The organism is Jeotgalibaca arthritidis (genome assembly GCF_011100465.1).
Taxonomy (GTDB): domain Bacteria; phylum Bacillota; class Bacilli; order Lactobacillales; family Aerococcaceae; genus Jeotgalibaca; species Jeotgalibaca arthritidis.
Map to the genome: position 1 here is coordinate 1,449,167 of NZ_CP049740.1, position 17,460 is coordinate 1,466,626.

14 protein-coding genes, 1 riboswitch and 1 other annotated feature (1 of these 16 running past the window's edge) are annotated in these 17,460 nt (G+C 39.7%); of the genes, 10 read left to right on the forward strand and 4 right to left on the reverse strand.

The features are described 5' to 3' along the window. Positions 1 to 42, forward strand: a binding site (T-box leader); it begins 164 nt to the left of the window's first position. Positions 43 to 122: 80 nt separating this feature from the next. After that, positions 123 to 1,814 (forward strand): arginine--tRNA ligase, encoded by a 1,692-nt coding sequence (gene argS, locus G7057_RS07405; protein WP_166162431.1) that lies wholly within the window; start codon positions 123 to 125, stop codon positions 1,812 to 1,814. 47 nt (positions 1,815 to 1,861) lie between these two features. Here the strand turns inward: argS and G7057_RS07410 are convergent, their stop codons facing one another. Then, on the reverse strand, positions 1,862 to 2,476 hold the full coding sequence (locus G7057_RS07410) for a CAP domain-containing protein (RefSeq protein ID WP_166162433.1): 615 nt from the start codon (positions 2,474 to 2,476) through the stop codon (positions 1,862 to 1,864). 107 nt (positions 2,477 to 2,583) lie between these two features. Here G7057_RS07410 and G7057_RS07415 point away from each other — a divergent pair, with 107 nt between their 5' ends. From G7057_RS07415 to G7057_RS07440, 5 genes are all read left to right on the forward strand, one after another. Then, entirely contained in the window at positions 2,584 to 3,363 is a 780-nt protein-coding gene (locus tag G7057_RS07415; RefSeq protein WP_166162435.1) for a GyrI-like domain-containing protein, read from the forward strand. 78 nt (positions 3,364 to 3,441) lie between these two features. Then, positions 3,442 to 3,589, forward strand: a riboswitch (Lysine riboswitch). Between the two features lie 694 nt (positions 3,590 to 4,283). Next, positions 4,284 to 4,496 carry a YdbC family protein gene (locus G7057_RS07425; protein ID WP_166162439.1) on the forward strand — a complete coding sequence of 71 codons (213 nt, stop codon included), beginning with the start codon at positions 4,284 to 4,286 and terminating at the stop codon, positions 4,494 to 4,496. Between the two features lie 23 nt (positions 4,497 to 4,519). After that, entirely contained in the window at positions 4,520 to 4,894 is a 375-nt protein-coding gene (locus G7057_RS07430; RefSeq protein ID WP_166162441.1) for a zinc-ribbon domain-containing protein, read from the forward strand. 26 nt (positions 4,895 to 4,920) lie between these two features. Beyond that, positions 4,921 to 5,700 (forward strand): DUF975 family protein, encoded by a 780-nt coding sequence (locus tag G7057_RS07435; RefSeq protein WP_166162443.1) that lies wholly within the window; start codon positions 4,921 to 4,923, stop codon positions 5,698 to 5,700. 321 nt (positions 5,701 to 6,021) lie between these two features. Then, positions 6,022 to 8,007, forward strand: a complete 1,986-nt coding sequence (locus tag G7057_RS07440) for an HIRAN domain-containing protein (protein WP_166162445.1) — start codon at positions 6,022 to 6,024, stop codon at positions 8,005 to 8,007. A 234-nt stretch (positions 8,008 to 8,241) separates the two neighbouring features. Here G7057_RS07440 and G7057_RS07445 read toward each other — a convergent pair whose 3' ends face one another. From G7057_RS07445 to G7057_RS07455, 3 genes are all read right to left on the reverse strand, one after another. Beyond that, on the reverse strand, positions 8,242 to 9,093 hold the full coding sequence (locus G7057_RS07445) for a DegV family protein (RefSeq protein ID WP_166162447.1): 852 nt from the start codon (positions 9,091 to 9,093) through the stop codon (positions 8,242 to 8,244). Positions 9,094 to 9,163: 70 nt separating this feature from the next. Further along, positions 9,164 to 10,966 carry an excinuclease ABC subunit UvrC gene (gene uvrC / locus G7057_RS07450; RefSeq protein ID WP_166162449.1) on the reverse strand — a complete coding sequence of 601 codons (1,803 nt, stop codon included), beginning with the start codon at positions 10,964 to 10,966 and terminating at the stop codon, positions 9,164 to 9,166. Positions 10,967 to 11,210: 244 nt separating this feature from the next. Further along, positions 11,211 to 13,778, reverse strand: a complete 2,568-nt coding sequence (locus tag G7057_RS07455; RefSeq protein ID WP_227004574.1) for a vitamin B12-dependent ribonucleotide reductase — start codon at positions 13,776 to 13,778, stop codon at positions 11,211 to 11,213. Between the two features lie 261 nt (positions 13,779 to 14,039). Between G7057_RS07455 and G7057_RS07460 the strand changes: the two genes are divergently transcribed. The 4 genes from G7057_RS07460 (at position 14,040) to G7057_RS07475 (ending at position 17,302) form a co-directional block, all read left to right on the forward strand. Next, on the forward strand, positions 14,040 to 14,771 hold the full coding sequence (locus tag G7057_RS07460) for a glucose 1-dehydrogenase (RefSeq protein ID WP_166162453.1): 732 nt from the start codon (positions 14,040 to 14,042) through the stop codon (positions 14,769 to 14,771). A 415-nt stretch (positions 14,772 to 15,186) separates the two neighbouring features. Further along, the gene (locus tag G7057_RS07465; RefSeq protein ID WP_166162455.1) at positions 15,187 to 15,957 is read left to right on the forward strand and encodes an SDR family NAD(P)-dependent oxidoreductase; all 771 of its coding nucleotides are present in this window, start codon (positions 15,187 to 15,189) and stop codon (positions 15,955 to 15,957) included. Between the two features lie 18 nt (positions 15,958 to 15,975). Beyond that, the gene (locus G7057_RS07470) at positions 15,976 to 16,842 is read left to right on the forward strand and encodes a MetQ/NlpA family ABC transporter substrate-binding protein (RefSeq protein ID WP_166162457.1); all 867 of its coding nucleotides are present in this window, start codon (positions 15,976 to 15,978) and stop codon (positions 16,840 to 16,842) included. A gap of 31 nt (positions 16,843 to 16,873) precedes the next feature. Continuing rightward, on the forward strand, positions 16,874 to 17,302 hold the full coding sequence (locus tag G7057_RS07475; RefSeq protein WP_227004575.1) for a GNAT family N-acetyltransferase: 429 nt from the start codon (positions 16,874 to 16,876) through the stop codon (positions 17,300 to 17,302). Positions 17,303 to 17,460: the final 158 nt, after the last annotated feature.

Sequence of the window (17,460 nt, forward strand, 5' to 3'; positions counted from 1 at the left end):
TGGCACTGAACGAGAGTGGTACCACGGATGATCGTCTCTCTTTTGCATGGCAAAAGAGGACGCTTTTTTTTGTCTACAAGAGAACAGTAAATAATGGCAAGAAACCATGAAGGAGTAGAAGAATGGATTATAAATTACTAATTGCAAAAGAAATTCACCAACATGTTGCTGAGCATTTAACAGAAGAAGCGGTTTTTAACTTACTTGAGAACCCTAAACATGATGATCATGGGGATGTGGCTTTCCCAGCTTTCGCTTTAGCGAAAGCATTGCGCAAAGCACCACCAATGATTGCGAATGAACTAGCAGAGAAAATTAACCACCCATTTATTGAAAAAGCACAAACAGTAGGACCTTACTTAAACTTTTTCCTAAATAAGAGTGAAATTAGTGCAGCTGTTCTAAAAGAAATCGCTAGCGAAAAAGAAGCATTCGGTAATGCGACAGTTGGAGAAGGTAAAACAGTTCCAATCGATATGTCATCACCAAACATTGCTAAACCAATCTCAATGGGGCATTTACGTTCAACTGTTATCGGGAATGCATTAGCTAATATTGTTGAAAAAGTTGGTTACCAACCGGTTAAAATTAACCACTTGGGTGACTGGGGAACACAATTTGGTAAGTTGATTGTGGCATACAAAAAATGGGGAAATGAAGCAGATGTTAAAGCTGATCCTATCGCACAATTATTGAAACTTTACGTTCACTTCCATGAAGTAGCGGAAGAAGAAACAGAGTTGGAAGACGAAGCGCGTGAATGGTTCAAGAAACTAGAAGACGGCGACCAAGAAGCAAACGAGCTATGGAAATGGTTCCGCGAAGAGTCACTAAAAGAGTTCATGAAAATCTACGATATGCTTGATATCGATTTCGATTCATTTAACGGAGAAGCATTCTACAACGATAAAATGGATGAAGTGGTTCAATTACTAGAAGAGAAAAACCTTCTAACGACTGACCGTGGTGCAACAATCGTTGATTTAGAAAAATACAACTTGAATCCTGCCTTGATTAAGAAGAGCGACGGCGCAACGCTATATATTACACGTGACCTAGCGGCAGCTATCTACCGTAAACGTACTTACGATTTTGCATTGTCTTTATATGCAGTGGGTAACGAGCAATCAAACCACTTCAAACAATTGAAGGCTGTTTTAACTGAAATGGGCTATGACTGGGCAGATGATATGCACCACATTCCATTCGGCTTGATTACACAAGGTGGTAAGAAACTTTCAACACGTAAAGGTAAAATTATTTTGCTAGAAGAAGTGTTGAACGAGGCAACAAACTTGGCTATGGCTCAAATTAATGAGAAAAACCCAAGCCTTGAAGATAAAGAAGAAGTAGCTAAACAAGTTGGTATTGGCGCTGTTATTTTCCACGATCTTAAAAATGATCGCTTAAATAACTTTGACTTTGTTTTAGAAGAAGTGGTGCAATTTGAAGGTGAAACGGGTCCTTACGTACAATATACGAACGCTCGTGCGTTAAGTATCTTGCGTAAAGCAGCGGTGGAACTTGACCTTGACCAACCACTAAGCTTGAGTGACGACTATGCATGGGATGTGATTAAATTAATCAACAGCTTCCCAGTTGTAGTGATGACAGCCTTCGAAAAATTCGAACCATCTGTGATTGCTAAGTATGCTTTACATTTATCACAAGCCTTTAACAAATACTACGGTAACACACGTATTTTAAATGACGATGCAGAAAAGAATGCTCGTCTTGTGCTAGTTAAAGCAACAACAGTTATTTTACAAGAAAGCTTACGTCTACTAGGCGTTAAAGCACCAAATAAAATGTAATTAAAAACCAAGAAAGACTGCGACAAAACGCGTCTTTCTTGGTTTTTTTAATAGGCAGTGCCAAAAATTTGAACCAAGTATAAAATATCACCGTCATAGTAGATGCCAACACCTAGTTCTGAAAAGTCAGCCTCAATCATATTTTGGTAGTGGCCGGGGCTTTCTACCCAACCATCGAAAAGAAATTCTGCCATCCCCACATCATCCAAATGATAAGTGGCTAGTGCTAAGTTTTCTCCTGTGATTTGATAAGAATAAGAAAGACTCTCTTCATTTAACACCGTATAAAAGTCACTGCCATCCGGTCTTGTATGCGAAAAGCTTTGAGCAGACTCGAGTGCTCTAATATCAGCGGCTTGTTGGAGGGTTTCGTTTTGGGTTAAGGTTCCGACTTCTAAACTGCTACGTAGATCGTTAGTTAGTTGTAGGATAGTATCGCGAAGTAATTGCTCATCGACTTCGTCAGGCTGGCTAAAGGGTTGATTAATAACAAAGTGTTCCATGCTAGATGAATCTGTGATAGATTCACTAGTCGGAGCTTGCGGTGCTAAGTTTTGGAAAAAAGGCACGATCTGAGTGACTAATAGCCCACTGTCAACCACATAGAAGAACGTCCCAATTAGCAAAAAAATCGTTATGGCTCGTTTTAAAAATTGTCTCATCCTTTAGCCACCTCATTCCCTTTTCTTATTGTATTATAGCAAACATTTACCCTCCACCCGTAAAATATGCTATTCTTGTCATAAGAAAATGAGTAGGGGGAATGAAGATGGTCCAAATAAGTCAGTGGCAGCTGATTGAACGCCACAGTCAACCAACAGTTGTTATCAAAGAAACAGTTGCCCTAAATCAGTTAATTCCTAATTTAAACAAGCATAAAGTAGAGCTATTAACCTATTTAACAAGCCAAAATAGCTACCCTGCCGGCGATTTTTTTGTCTACTACCATCAATTCAGAAAAGGGGGAGTCACTTATGAAGCAGGATTTCCTCTTGCTGTACCACTCAATGGAACCGGCTCTATTGAGCCATCTCAAAAAGTGGCAGGCCTTTATTTAAGTTGTTACGACAAAGGACCTTACGAAAAAATACCCAAACTCTATAAAGAAGCAGAGAAATGGTTAGCTGACCACGGTTTTGTTAAGTACGACCAATCAGAGGAGATTTATCTCAACGATCATGAAGACGAAGACCAGCTGCTCACCCAACTCTTAATTGCGGTTCGTCCATTAAACCTGATCATATACTTAAACCAAGCTCAAACTCTTATGGAAGAAGCACGTCAAATAAGCGATACAACGAACAATCATGAACTCATTAGTTATTTTAGTCAAACGGTCGACAAGTGGAATCAGTTCCTATTTGCCTTAAATAACCAACTACTACCTACCCAAAAACCAACTATAAAAGCAGCAAAGCAATTGGAACAACTTCCCCAAGCTTATGCCGTTCGAATTGCCCAAACTTATCGCTACTTCGCTCAGCACAATGTCACTCTTGCATTTGAAGAATATGACCTCTTACAAGCTGAACTGATGAGACCTTTATAAAGGATTTATGATAATAAGCTATTCTCATTGAAATTGAAAGCAATAAGGGCTATTACAAGCAAGATAATAATCATGTTCAATATTGAAAGAGGATGCGAAAAAAATCAGTAGGTTTCGAAAGGGTTTTTCGCCGAAATGCAGCTTAGCTGTGTTGGGGTCCGTTTGAATAAGACGGGAACTGCCTGATAGTCTTGCCCAAAGACTATTAAGGAGTGCTGTCATTGTTGAGGGCAGAAGGAAATCCCCAGTGACCTTTTGCTCACTGGGGATTTTTGTATCCATTTTAGGTGCGTTCCGCTTTGAACTGCCCCCTGTCAAGTAGACAGGTAAAAAAACAAAATAGTTTATGCCATGTATAACGTTTGTTGTGCATGGCATTTTTAATTGCCCCCGTATTGGGTGTTGGCGAAGGAAATGCCCTCCGGCCTGCGTGTTTGCTTGTGCATTGCCGTGGGACCGCCCGGAGCCAAGGTCTCCGGGCTTGCTCGTCAGCTGACTGAGCGTCACTCCTTCTTGCAAGTGCTCCTGGACAACCGTTTCCTTGAAGGCTCGGCTGTAAGTATTATTTTTTGCCTGGCTCTGAATGCCGGACATGCCATGTTCCAGGTAGCGAAGGTCGTTTCGGCTAACAACAATCCATAATCCTTCTTTAATTCCCGATAACTTTTTCCTTCTTCCAGATAGAACTGGATATACCTTTCCAGTTCTTTGGTTGTATGTTTCCTATTTGAACGCAAAAAAACTCCCCCTTAAGTAGTTTTACTTTTTCAAGTGTCTACTTTAGGGGGAGCATATCATTTGCGCTCAGTTTATTTTTTTATAGCGAACAAAAATATATAATAATAATTGCAATTTTTACTAAAAAACACTAGACTTATGAAAGAGAGCAACGCTTATTAGTTGAAAAAGGAGAGATAAAGATGGCTGACTTAAATTATGAAATTGTTGCTGAGATTGGCGTTCTGAGCACCTCAAAAAGTGGCTGGACGAAAGAGTTAAACGTAGTGAGTTGGAATGGTGGTGAACCAAAATACGATATTCGTGACTGGAGCCCTGACCATACGAAGATGGGTAAAGGAATTACCTTAAACGAAGAAGAAATGGGACAATTGCGCTTGTTAATCATCAATTAATTCGTTAGAAAGGATGACAGGCCATGTTTTTATTTTTTGATGTGGGACAATTTCGCAAGCAACTTAACTACAACCAAACCTTAACTTGCCACAACTGTGGCCATTTTGGTCGCTATGAGGTTTACTTAATGGGGAATCGATTCCGATTATTTTTTATTCCTATTTTTACCTTTGGGAAAAAATATATGGTTAAATCAAGTTGCTGTGAGAGTTGGTATGTGTTGGATTCACAGAAAGGTAAGGCAATTGAGCGGCATGAAACAGTTAGTATTGAATTGACAGATTTAGACCTCTATCAAGAGGGAAGACAAGCGACGGGCAGGTGTGACCTTTGCCAACATGCTTATCCAACGGGGTCAAGATTCTGTCCGCATTGCGGGAATCCGCTTCAAGACTAAGCTGACATGACTATAGGAGGAAAATTATGAAAACGAACAAAGAGCTTCGAATGATTGGGAGAGAAAATTTAAGAGGAAATTATTTAACAGCGGTATCTAACTTAATTTTAGTTGGTGTTTTTGGTCTTATTCTTCAAAGCATCCTTGGAAAAGTGTTCGGTATCTCAATAATAGATATAACTGCAGATATAACTGCTAATGATTTAAGCGATCCATATGGCGTTAAGCAATTTATAATAACAATGATTACATCATTTGTTTCAGCACTTTTAACGTTAGGTTTGACTTGGGGATTTTTAGATATTCAAGATGGTGAAAAATTAACGGTCGGTCACTTATTTAAACCATTTAAAGAAGACATGGGTAAATCAATTGGTTTTTCATTAGTTAAGCAGTTCTTATTAATGCTGTGGTCACTACTATTGATTGTACCCGGAATTATTAAAAGCTATTCATGGGCGATGGCAGAATTTATTTACTATGATAACCGTGATTTAGCAATTAAAGATATTCTAGCTGAAAGTTCTTATATCATGAAGGGAAGCCGTTGGAGACTCTTTAAAATGGACTTTTTCTACAGCATTTTATATTTTATTCCTATTCTACTATGGCTTGTTTTCTTCTTAGTAGCATTAGCAAGTCAGGGTGATAATGCGAGTTATGTTTTTGTTTTTGCATTCCTAGGTATTTTCGTCGCTGTAATGGGGTTAACTGCAGTCCTAGCCTTTATTATTGAACCGCGTCGACAATCAGCACGCGCAGCCTTCTATGTAGATTTAGTTGGGAAAAGTAACGATATTGTCTAAGTAAGAAAAGCGGACAAGTCCGCCTTGGCCTATGAAAAAATAGGAAATTTGACCCTGAATTGTCAGGAGACTTCACGCTTCAGCGGGTTAGTCGAATGATATGCGTTAGCGAGCAGCGAAGCGCGCAATGGGGCAAATTTATCTTTTTTTCACTAGGTCAGGACTTGGGAGCTAGACATTGATGGCTGAACTTATAATCCCCTAGTCTATAAATAAAAGCGAGTAAAGACATCTGTCTTTGCTCGTTTTTTGTTTAGACGACTTGTGTTATAGTTGAGATAAGAAGTTTACCACTAAAGCGATGGGTAAGGGTGAGGGCAGATGAACGAGAAAATGAGTATTTATGAAACAATTTTAAAGCAAAGAGAAGACGATTCATCTCTTCCTTATACATTCCAGGATCCACAACTAGCAGGAAGAGAAGACACCTTATTCATATTAATGACCGATGGCATCTCATTTGCGCAAAAGGAAGAAATTGCCTTACAATGCTGCCAGATGATTAAAGAGATGCTGATTAGACAAACAGATACAGCCTACAATAAAATCCAACCTTTTTTAAAACAATACCCGATGCGCCTCTTTTTCATTGAGCTAAGAGAGCGACTCAAAGCGCTATTAGAAGAAGGGCTAATCGACAGTCAAGAGCTCCATAAATTAGGAATGAGACTGGTAAAAACAAGTACATCTCCAGAAGAAGTAAAGCTTGGTATTATGATTTTAGGCCTTTATCCTAATGACTTAACGATGAAAGTGTTGCGAACATTAGGATTTCATAGTGACTATACGGTTTATGCAGCAGAAAGTATCCGTCAAAGCGCCACTAAAGAAAATCAATTTTTATTTGAGTTACTGCAAAATACCGATGGCTACGGCAGACTAGCAGCTCTCTTTTTGATCAAGGCCGTGTCAGACGAACAAAAAGAATGGATTATTAATCACGCTATTAAGAGCGATTTTTTGTCTAGTATTTATGTCAATGTCGCCTTACAAAAAGCTGATATTCGTCATTATTTACTCTATTCACCGATTACAGCCGAAAACTACCGCCATTCGATGTATGTGTTAGCTTATCGTGAGCCGACAGATGAAGGGCAGTTAGCAGATGATATATTACTCTTTATGCGAAAAATGGTTGACGCAAGGGAATTTGCAACCTCCTTTATCGAACAAGCAGGCTTAGTTATGATTTGGTTACAAGTCATTGATAGCTGGAAGCGGGACTATGCTTATCTTGAAAAACAGCTTGATAAAACGGAGCAATTGAGTGACTATTGGGATCAGCGTTTTAATAACTACGAAGAAATGATTCGGATGATTGAAGTCTTTTTAAATAAACCAAAATGGCAACATGTGGCCTTACAAGAATTAAAAGTTGCCAAGGAAACAGATTTTCTGATTGTCAGTGTGTTACAGTTTTTAGAAATGAAACCAGAGATGGCAGACTTTATGCCACGGTTGGCGGCTAATCCATTAGGGTTGAATTTACTCGATTTCTTCTTGGCTAACAATCCGCTCTATTATTTTGAAGAAGTGTGCTACTATCTGTCGAATTTGTTGAGTGACCACGTTTTTGATTTACCTTTTAAATTCGAAGAAGAAATTGAAAAAGAATCCCGGGACCTATTTAAATTGAATATCTGGATGGAAACCTTGTTTAAAACCATGCTAGAAAAAGATTTGTTTGCTCTAGAGTGGTGTTTGGATGCCTTAAATTACTATCATCCAAAAATTAGACGACTAGCCTTGCAAGCGCTGCGGAAATACCAAGACTTGTGGGAAGAGGAAGACGTTGATGATGCACTAGAAAGCTTATTTGAATTCGAAGAAAATAAGCGTAACATCAGAATTTTACGCCGCTTGTTGAAAAAAGAAGATGATTCAAACAAAGAAAAAATGAATTTGCCACTTCCTTATATTATTAGTGAGCCGGCTTTGACCGACAAAAAGTTGTTGGATACCTATATCGCTGGAATGACTTACCGGGATTTATCGATTGTGGAAGAGTTGATTAAGCGCGGGAAAATCTTACAGCTTGTTCGTGAGAAAGACAACGAATTTGATCGTTATGCGATTGGCATTACTATGGAGGATGGCTATTTAATTGGCTATGTTCCAAAGGCAGATAATCGTGTCCTAGCGACTCTGCTCGATTCCAACGAAAAACTCTATGCGCTTGTAGAAACAGACGCCCTAGAAGCCGATGAGACAATGATTTCTATTTATCTCAGAAAAACAATTGAGGGACCGTTAAAAGATAGAGGCTTATCAAGGGATAATATAGTAGCTTTCCCGAGTAAAAAATAAAAAGAGTGGGAAAAAAGGCGTTTAGCCCCGAATCACTGGAACGAATAGGCACAGGATGGTCGTAGATCATCCGAGCATTGAAAGATGCACTGTGGGCTTTTAGCCCAAGTGTATCATCATTGTAAGTTTCTAAAGCAACAACAATGATGACAAAGTGACGTCGGGGCTGCCTTTTTGAGCACGTTTGAGCAACAATGATTCGTATATATTTTAGGGGCTGGGAGCCCCTTTTTGTTATTCATAGTCATTCATATAGAAAATACCAATTGTTCCCATTCCAGTGTGAGCAGAAATGACAGCTCCGATTGGATAGTCGATAACGTTTGCTGGTTTAAGCGTATCGTGCAAATGGTCTTTCATCTCTTTAACCGTTTCAGTTTCGTTCGTATGAACAATTAAAATGGTTTGCTTTTCAATGTTTTTGGCTTCTGATTCTAAGCGTTTGTACATACGGTTTAGCACTTTTTTACGACCGCGTAGCTTCTCTTTAGGCTCTAACTTACCATCAACGACCTCAAGCAGCGGATGAATATTTAAAAGTCCGCCAAGAAAGGCACTAGACTTCGATAAACGACCGCCTTCAGCTAAGTAGTTTAAGTCTTGAACGGTAAAGAGAGATACCACATGTTTGACCATGAATTGCATACGCTCTTCAATTTCATCTAAACTGAAGCCATCAGCTTTCATTTGAACGGCTTCACGAGCCATTAAGGCAATGCCGAGTGAGGCGTTCTGAGAATCTATAATTCGCAAATCAAAATCAGGATAGTCTTCTTTTACTTGTTGGTAGGCTAAAACGCCTGCTTGATAGGTTCCAGATAGGCCGCTTGAAAGGGCGATGTAAATACCACTTTCCCCGACTGACGCTAGCTTGCGGAACAAGCTATCAAATTTTTCTAGACCCACTTGGCTCGTTGATGGATGCTTGCCTACTTTTATAAAATCATAAATTTGGTTGTTTGTAATGTCAATTTGGTCATTATATTCCTTACCGTCCATAATGACAGATAGCGGTAAATGGTTTACTTCATGCTCTTGAAGATAGCTTAACGGCAAATCACAAGCACTATCGACAATAATCTTCATTTCTTATTCCTCCTAACGTTTTCACAAAATCTAAATCCTAGTATAGCATGTTCTTTTCAAAGTTGGTTTCTTAAGCCTCCGAAGATGGTGTATTTTCTTCATTTTGGAAGACTTCTTTAATACTAGTAGCCACTTTCTCAGAAATCCCTAACTTTTTAATGTCATCGAGACTTGCTTGACGAATATTAGTCATAGTTTTAAAGTGACGCAAGACTTTAGTACGTGTTTTAGGACCGACACCATCAATGTCATCCAGTAACGATGAAAAGCTATTTTTACCACGAATCTGACGGTGGAAAGTAATCGCAAAACGATGGACTTCATCTTGGATACGTTGAACAAGGTGGAAGGCCTGACTACGAGGGTCGAGATCAATCACGTCATTGTCATCACCATACATGAGGGAGGCCGTTTTGTGCTTTTTATTTTTAACCATACCTGCAATAGGAATATGAATGCCTAGCTCATCTTCTAGCACTTCCTTGGCCGCTCTAATTTGAACTTTACCACCATCCATCAAAATGAGATCAGGTAATGGTTTGCGTTCTCTCAATAGTCGACTATAGCGACGTCTAATCACTTCTTGGGTAGTCGCAAATTCGTTGGCACCTTCAACCGTTTTGACCTTATATTTACGGTAAGACTTGCGGTCTGGCTGGCCATCTTTATATACGACCATGGCCGATACCGGGTTCGTTCCTTGGATGTTAGAGTGGTCAAAGGATTCAATCGTTTCTAAATAATTCAAGCCGAGTGCCTCAGATAATTCTTGAATCGCCCCAACAGTTTTGTTTTTGCTGCGCTCAATTAACATGAACTTTTCAGTCAGAGCCAATTCACTATTGGTAATTGCTAAATCAAGGATACTTTTTTTACTGCCACGTTTAGGAACGTGAACTTTAATATCGAGTGCTTCAGCTAGTAAGTCCACATCAACGCCTTCAGGAACGAGGATTTCTTTTGGTAAAATATGATTTTGCTCCTGATAGAATTGCATAATAAAAGAAAGCAGTTCTTCCTCAGGATTGCCATAGCTCGGGAAAAGGGCAGCTTCACGTTTGATAACCGTAGATTGACGAAGTAAAAAGACTTGAATCGAAATCCAGCCTTTATCCATATGAAAGGCAAAGACATCCCGGTTGGTATAATCGCGTGACATAATGGTTTGTTTTTCCACTGTTGCTTCAATGTAACGGATTTGGTCGCGGTATTCAGCTGCTTGCTCGAAGTTCATATCATTGGCGGCAACTTGCATTTTAGTGACAAGATTTTGTTTAATCTCTTTCACATCACCATTTAAAAAGTGTGAAATACGTTTGATTTGTTCATCGTATGCTTCTCTAGGAACCTCGTGGTCACAGCAACCGATACACTGTCCCATGTGGTAGTAGAGACAGGCACGCTTTTGTCCCTTATTGCATTTACGAAGGGGATAGACTTTTTGAATAAATTGTTGTGTTTCGCTAGCTGCGTAAACGTTTGGATAAGGTCCAAAATAAACCCCGCCATCATCTTCTACAATAGAGGTGATAATGAGTTGAGGGTCTTTTTCATTGGTTATTTTTAGATAAGGATACATCGTTCCTTGTTTTAATTTAATATTATATTTGGGCTGGTATTGCTTGATTAAATTAATTTCAAGTAGCAAAGATTCTTTGTCCGTCTTTGTTACGATGATTTCAAAATGATCAATATCCGCTACTAACAAAGCTGTTTTACCTTCATGCTTGGAGTGAAAGTAGGATTTCACGCGTGACCGAAGATTTTTAGCTTTACCAATGTAAATAATGTCGTTATCCTTATTACGCATAATATAGCAGCCTGGCAATTCGGGAAGAATCGCCAATTTTTGGTTAATTTCTTCTCTGCTCATATGTTCAAATCCTTTATAATCTAGTACTGACAGTATACCATGACTTGATTGAAAGCAAATAACTGTAAGCTTTAGCAGTTTAGAGTGAATAGAGAGTCAAAAATCAGTTTCTACTCACTCAAAAAGGCATTTTACGGAAGTTCAGTGCAAAAATACCCCCCGAACTTCCAAAACATACACAAACCACACAACATAAAGAGAGCGAAGATGCTAAAACCGTCTTCGCTCTTTTTTTAACTCATTATTACAAACCGCACTTTAATTGTGCAGCACAGTTATTACATGTATTACAGCCACCTAAGTCTTCAACCGTACCAATTCGGCAAATTGGACAAGTATCGCCAATTTCATTTCCGATTGTCACATCTGTTGATTCTAGGTCAGCAATTGTTTCAACTAAGAATGTTTTATCTTTATTCACTTTAGCTGATTCATTTGTTTCGTCAACATCGTCGAATTGATTTTCTTCAGCCTTCAATGTCAACACTTGCGAATCACGGCTACCATCAACATAAACCGTGCCACCCTTAGCACCACCATCATAGAGGCGCTCGTAAATCTTCTCAACTTGCTCAACCGTATAACCGCGAGGCGCATTAACCGTTTTAGAAATCGAGCTATCAACCCAACGTTGAATGGTTGTTTGAACATCAACGTGTTCCTCTGGCGACAATTCCATAGCCGTTGTAAAGAAATCAGGCAGGTTATTCGGATCTGTTTCTGGATGACGATCCAAATACTCCTGAACGATTTCAGCCTTCACCTCAATAAATTTACCAAGACGACCAGAGCGGAAGTAAGAAAAACTGAAGTATGGCTCTAAACCAGTTGAAACGCCAGCCATCGTACCCGTTGAACCAGTTGGTGCCACCGTTAATAGATGAGAGTTACGGATACCGTGTTTCAAGACACCTTCACGTACATGTTCAGGCATTCCTTTCATATAACCTGAGTTAACAAACTTCTCACGGAGTTGTTGTGTTTCACGACCTGTTTCACCAACAAGGAATGGGAAGCTGCCACGTTCTTTTGCCAATTCAATACTTTCTTCATAAGCTGTTACAGCGATCGTTTCAAAGACTTGATCGATTAATTGGTTACCTTCTTTAGAACCATAACGAACACCACAGTAGATTAACATATCAGCCAGTCCCATAATTCCTAAACCAACACGGCGCTCGCCTAAAGCTTGCTTGCGGTTTTCTTCTAGGAAGTAAGGCGTTGAATCAATAACGTTGTCTTGCATATGAACACCCATACGAACTGTTTTTTCCAATTTAGCAAAGTCAACCATTTGCAGGTCTTTGTTGACCATCTCAGCCAAGTTAACAGCAGCTAGGTTACATACTGAATACGGTGCAAGAGGTTGCTCACCACAAGGGTTAGTTGCCACAACTTGTTGGCCGTATGCCGATGCATTTGTCATCTTATTAGCATTATCAATAAAGAAAATACCAGGTTCTGCAGCATAAGTAGCACAAATATTAATTAGTTTCCACAGATCACGCGCTTTAATCGTACGGTAAGTACGGACCGCATGACCCATTTCTTCCCATTTACGGACATCACCAACGTTTACCCATTCCGTGTCGTAAATTGCCATCTCTTCTTTGGAATAATGTTCAACATCTGGGAAGCGTAGAGCATAGTCACTATCCTGTTTAACAGCCTCCATAAAGTCATCGGTAATGCATACCGAAATATTAGCGCCTGTTAAGAATTCAGGATCGTTAACGGAATACGTACCGCCGTCACGTAACTTGATTTCAGCATCACGAATCACTGACTCGTCAAAACCACCGTTACCTGCTATATTTTTGTAATTCACAATACCTGTATACATATTTGTTTCTTTTGCAGTAAATGGGGTGAATTTTAATTTATCATGCGCCAACGTACGGATTTGTTCATCGTCAAAGTTTTCGATAATGTAACGTAAAATACGTGGGTTTTGCATTTTAGAAATAATAAACTCAGCGATATCTGGGTGCCAGTCTGATAACATAATCATTTGAGCACCACGACGTGAACCACCTTGTTCAACTAAGTGAGTTAGCTTCGCAATATCATCTAACCAAGAAACCGATCCAGATGAGCGACCATTAACACCTCTCGCTAGAGCATGACGGGGACGAAGGGTTGAACCATTTGTACCGACACCGCCACCACGACTCATAATTTCCATTACTTCCTTGCGGTGATCAGAAATCCCACCACGTGAATCCGGAACAAATGGCATCACATAGCAGTTAAAGTAAGTCACATCTGTACCCGAACCAGCTCCGTATAAAACGCGACCAGCAGGGATAAAGTTTTTCACTTTTTGTTCTTCATAAAACTTTACAAAAGCGTCATAACGTTTTTTAGGAGAAATCTCAACTTGAGCCAATCCATGGGCATTACGCATGGCGATTTGTTCATAAAATAATTCAAGCGGTTTATCAAGAGTGATAATGGAACGTGTGACAATACCTTCTTCTTCCATTCCAAATGTGTCGATGTTTTGTTGGTATTCTTCAGAAACTAAAATACGAGCGGTTCCTTTATCCCAATCAAGCGATAGAATAGTACCCGTACCACGAGCAGGATATTTAGGATCCTCTTTTACCGTTAAAAGGACGAAGTCTCCCTCTTTTAGAGTGACTTTTTTCGTATCTTTAAAGGAGTAGCGATCCAGCATCACTAAGCGCGCAACACCGTCATAAGTAATATGCATGTCTTCCGTAATTGGAAAGACAGCCTCGAATTGCTCGATATCTTGATTCAATGAGTCAAACCCTTTTTTTAAAGTGGAGGAAATTTCTGTAGCCACTACCATCACTCCTATCATACTGATTAAACACCATATATAGTGTTTATCTATTGAAAACTTCACTATATATACTATATCTAAAGATATATAAAAGCTAGGGGAACATTTTTTGAAAAAAATTGAAAACTGGTGAGATAGATGTTTATAAGAAAAAATAGTCAATTTATAATTTAAAACGAAAAATATGACACAGAATGTTGTATATTTTTACTAATCACTGATGTAAAATGAAGACATATTATAGTAATAGGAGGCTTTACAATGGGAAAACTAGATGGAAAAGTTGCTATTATTACAGGTGGCGCAGCAGGTATGGGCGAAGCACACGTTCGCTTGTTTATCGAAGAAGGTGCCAAAGTTGTCTTAACTGACATTAACGAAGAGAAAGGCCAAGCTATAGCTGAGGAATTGGGCGAAACAGCGCACTTTATTAAGCATGATGTGACCAACGAAGAAGGTTGGAAACAGGTTGTAGCAGAAACAGAAGAACAGTTTGGGCCAGTTGATATTTTAGTAAATAATGCGGGTATCAGCCCTGTACTATCTGTAGAGCATTCTTCATTGGACGATTATATGAAAGTGGTTACAATTAACCAGGTCAGCGTTTTCCTTGGTACCAAGTATGTGGTGCCATCGATGAAGAAAATAGAAAACGGCTCAATCGTTAATATTTCTTCAATCAACGGTTTAGTAGGAGGTGCATTTGGTTATACGGATACTAAATTTGCTGTTCGCGGTATGACTAAAGCGGCTGCAAAAGAATTAGCACAATACAATATCCGCGTTAATTCTGTCTATCCTGGTGTAATTAACACACCAATGGTTCAACAAAGTGATGCCTTCGATCAAATCCAAGCTATGGTTGGTATGATTCCATTGAAACGTATGGCTGAACCTAGTGAAGTCAGCAAACTAGTCTTATTCTTAGCTTCAAACGATTCAAGCTATTCAACAGGAGCTGAATTCGTTACAGACGGTGGGATTACTGCATAAAAAATGAATTGACAAAGCCTATTTTCAAGTGTATCATTCTTTTAAATGAAAAATAAATGAGAATGATTAAAAAAACACAATGAAAAGAAAAGTACAGATAATCAATATATGACAGAAAACCTCGGTAGCTGAGAAGAGGGGATGGCGATTGTTTGGAAAATGATCTTTGAGTGGCTTTGTCGACCGTTTAGCTAGCTAAACCTGAGACATTGACGGGCGTTCCCGTTACAGAAACAGGGTATTATAATTGTACCTGGTGAGGTGCTTGCTGTGAGGCGGCACAAAATAAGGTGGTAACACGTAAAGACTAACTATAATCTTTTCATCCTTAACAAACGGATCTGTTTGTTAAGGACTTTTTTGTGTTCAAGACAATTTTATTTTTCATTCTGATCATTAAAAGGAGGATGTAGACGTGATTCAAATTGATTTAAGTCAGCAGGTGGCTTTAGTCACAGGTGGTAAAAATGGCATCGGGGCAGCTATTGTTGAGAAATTACGCCAAGCAGGTGCCGCAGTTATTTCAGCAGACTATGCTTACCAAGAAGACTTTAAACTAGAAAATAAACAGTTTGCGACCGCAAAAGTCGATATCACTGATGAAGCCGATATTGATAAATGGCTTCAAACAAGCTTAAATTATTTTGGCAAAATCGATATATTAGTCAACTGCGCAGGCATTTCCACTATGGATTTAGTTGTGGATAGCAGTCTAGAAGATTGGGATAAAGTAATGGCCGTTAATGCACGTGGCGTATTCCTCACTTCCAAAAAGGTCGGTAAACTATTGCAGAAAAAGCAAGCAGGTGGGCGTATTATTCAGATTGCCTCCCAAGCCGGAAAAAATGGCTATACCGCAATGGGTAGCTACGTTGCATCCAAACACGCCGTCTTAGGCCTCACCAAAACCATGGCCAAGGAACTGGCGGCCGACCAGATATTAGTCAATGCCGTCTGCCCCGGTATCGTGGAAACAGAAATGAAACACCGTGAAAGAATTGAAGGTGGCCTCATCCGCAAGATGACTGCCGACGACATATATAAAGAAGATTGCTCGCAAGTGCCACTTGGAAGAACCGCTCAGCCCGAAGAAGTCGCTAATGTTGTTCTATTTCTAGCTAGTCCGCTGGCGTCTTATATGACCGGACAAGCGATTAATGTAACCGGCGGCATGACCATGCATTAAAAAATAGGAGATGATGATATGAAAAAGAAGCATTTATTTTTATCAATAACAGCACTATCCACTTTATTTTTAGCAGCTTGCCAAGACCAAGCACCAGCAGAAGAAACATCCCAACAAGCAGCCGAAGAGCGTACTATTGTTGTGGGCTCACAGGCATCAGATGCACAAATTTGGGAATTTATTGCCAATTCAGATGCTGCTAAGGCTGCAGGTATCACAATCGAGGTTGAAGAAATTGATGGCGGTCCACAGTTGAACCTAGCTACAGCTGATAAAGAAGTCGATGTCAATGCCTTTCAATCATGGGCCTATTTAACATCTTTTAATGCTGAGTCGGGGGAATCCTTAGCTGCCTTTGCGACCACTTATTTAGAACCGATGGGCGTTTATTCCGACCAATACACTAGCTTAGACGACTTGCCAGATGGGGCGGTCATTGCGATTGCGGACAATCCATCGAATGCGTCGCGTGGCTTACTCTTATTACAAAAAGCAGGGCTGATTACGTTAACAGATGATTTTGATGCCCTTGGTACAACTAGTGATATTACAGACAATCCTAAGAATTTGGTCTTTAAAGAAATCGACGATACAACAGGACCGCGTGTGTTGGCGGATGTGGATGCGGCTCTTATTAGCAATACGATTGCCCTTGAAGGTGGACTGAATGTGTTGGAGGATTCGCTTTTCTATGAGGAAGCAGGCGAAGATACTAAAAATAATATTAATATCCTAGTCACTCAAACGGAAAACGCTGATGATCCAGACATTTTGAAACTAGGTGAGCTTTACCACAGTCAAGAAGTGCAAGACTATATCGAAGAAGAATTTGGTGGTACGAAAGTAGCCGTTAATATTGAGATTAGCGAACTCGAAAACCAGTGACCAAAGAACTAATGAAAGTTAGAGGATTAAAATGACACAACCCATTATTCGCTTGGCAAAGGAAACGGATATCGATGACCTATTGGCTATTTTCACACCCTATGTGACCGATACGGCGATAACCTTTCAATACGACATTCCAAGCCGGCAAGACTTTCTTGAAAAATACCAGAGCATCAGCCAAGATTTCCCCTTTATAGTGGCAGAGGAAGCGGGCGAAGTGGTCGGTTATGCCTACGCCACACCCTTTCGAAAGGAAGCAGCCTACGCTTGGTCCGCTGAACCGAGCATCTACTTAAAACAAGACAGGCGCGGAAACGGCCTTGGCAAACGACTTTACCAGATATTAGAAGAATTGTTAAAAAAACAGCATATTCTGCAAATCGTTGCTTGCATCGCCTACACAGAAGGAGATAATCCTTACTTAACCAATAATAGCCCCGATTTCATGAGAAGCTAGGCTATGAGACCATTGCCCATTTTCCAAAGTGTGGCTATAAGTTCCAAAATTGGTATGATTGCATTTGGATGAGAAAACTGCTCGTCGAGGAAATCCCCGTCGTACCACAAGAAATCATTCCTTTTTCAAAATTAAATCATGACTTGGATAAGCTTTTA

Bases quoted from the DNA above. Each gene is read 5' to 3' on its own strand.
- argS (WP_166162431.1), top strand. From the start codon at position 123: ATGGATTATAAATTACTAATTGCAAAAGAAATTCACCAACATGTTGCT.
- G7057_RS07430 (WP_166162441.1), top strand. From the start codon at position 4,520: ATGTTTTTATTTTTTGATGTGGGACAATTTCGCAAGCAACTTAACTAC.
- G7057_RS07440 (WP_166162445.1), top strand. From the start codon at position 6,022: ATGAACGAGAAAATGAGTATTTATGAAACAATTTTAAAGCAAAGAGAA.
- G7057_RS07410 (WP_166162433.1), bottom strand. From the start codon at position 2,476: ATGAGACAATTTTTAAAACGAGCCATAACGATTTTTTTGCTAATTGGG.
- G7057_RS07415 (WP_166162435.1), top strand. From the start codon at position 2,584: ATGGTCCAAATAAGTCAGTGGCAGCTGATTGAACGCCACAGTCAACCA.
- G7057_RS07470 (WP_166162457.1), top strand. From the start codon at position 15,976: ATGAAAAAGAAGCATTTATTTTTATCAATAACAGCACTATCCACTTTA.
- G7057_RS07475 (WP_227004575.1), top strand. From the start codon at position 16,874: ATGACACAACCCATTATTCGCTTGGCAAAGGAAACGGATATCGATGAC.
- G7057_RS07435 (WP_166162443.1), top strand. From the start codon at position 4,921: ATGAAAACGAACAAAGAGCTTCGAATGATTGGGAGAGAAAATTTAAGA.
- G7057_RS07445 (WP_166162447.1), bottom strand. From the start codon at position 9,093: ATGAAGATTATTGTCGATAGTGCTTGTGATTTGCCGTTAAGCTATCTT.
- G7057_RS07425 (WP_166162439.1), top strand. From the start codon at position 4,284: ATGGCTGACTTAAATTATGAAATTGTTGCTGAGATTGGCGTTCTGAGC.
- G7057_RS07460 (WP_166162453.1), top strand. From the start codon at position 14,040: ATGGGAAAACTAGATGGAAAAGTTGCTATTATTACAGGTGGCGCAGCA.
- uvrC (WP_166162449.1), bottom strand. From the start codon at position 10,966: ATGAGCAGAGAAGAAATTAACCAAAAATTGGCGATTCTTCCCGAATTG.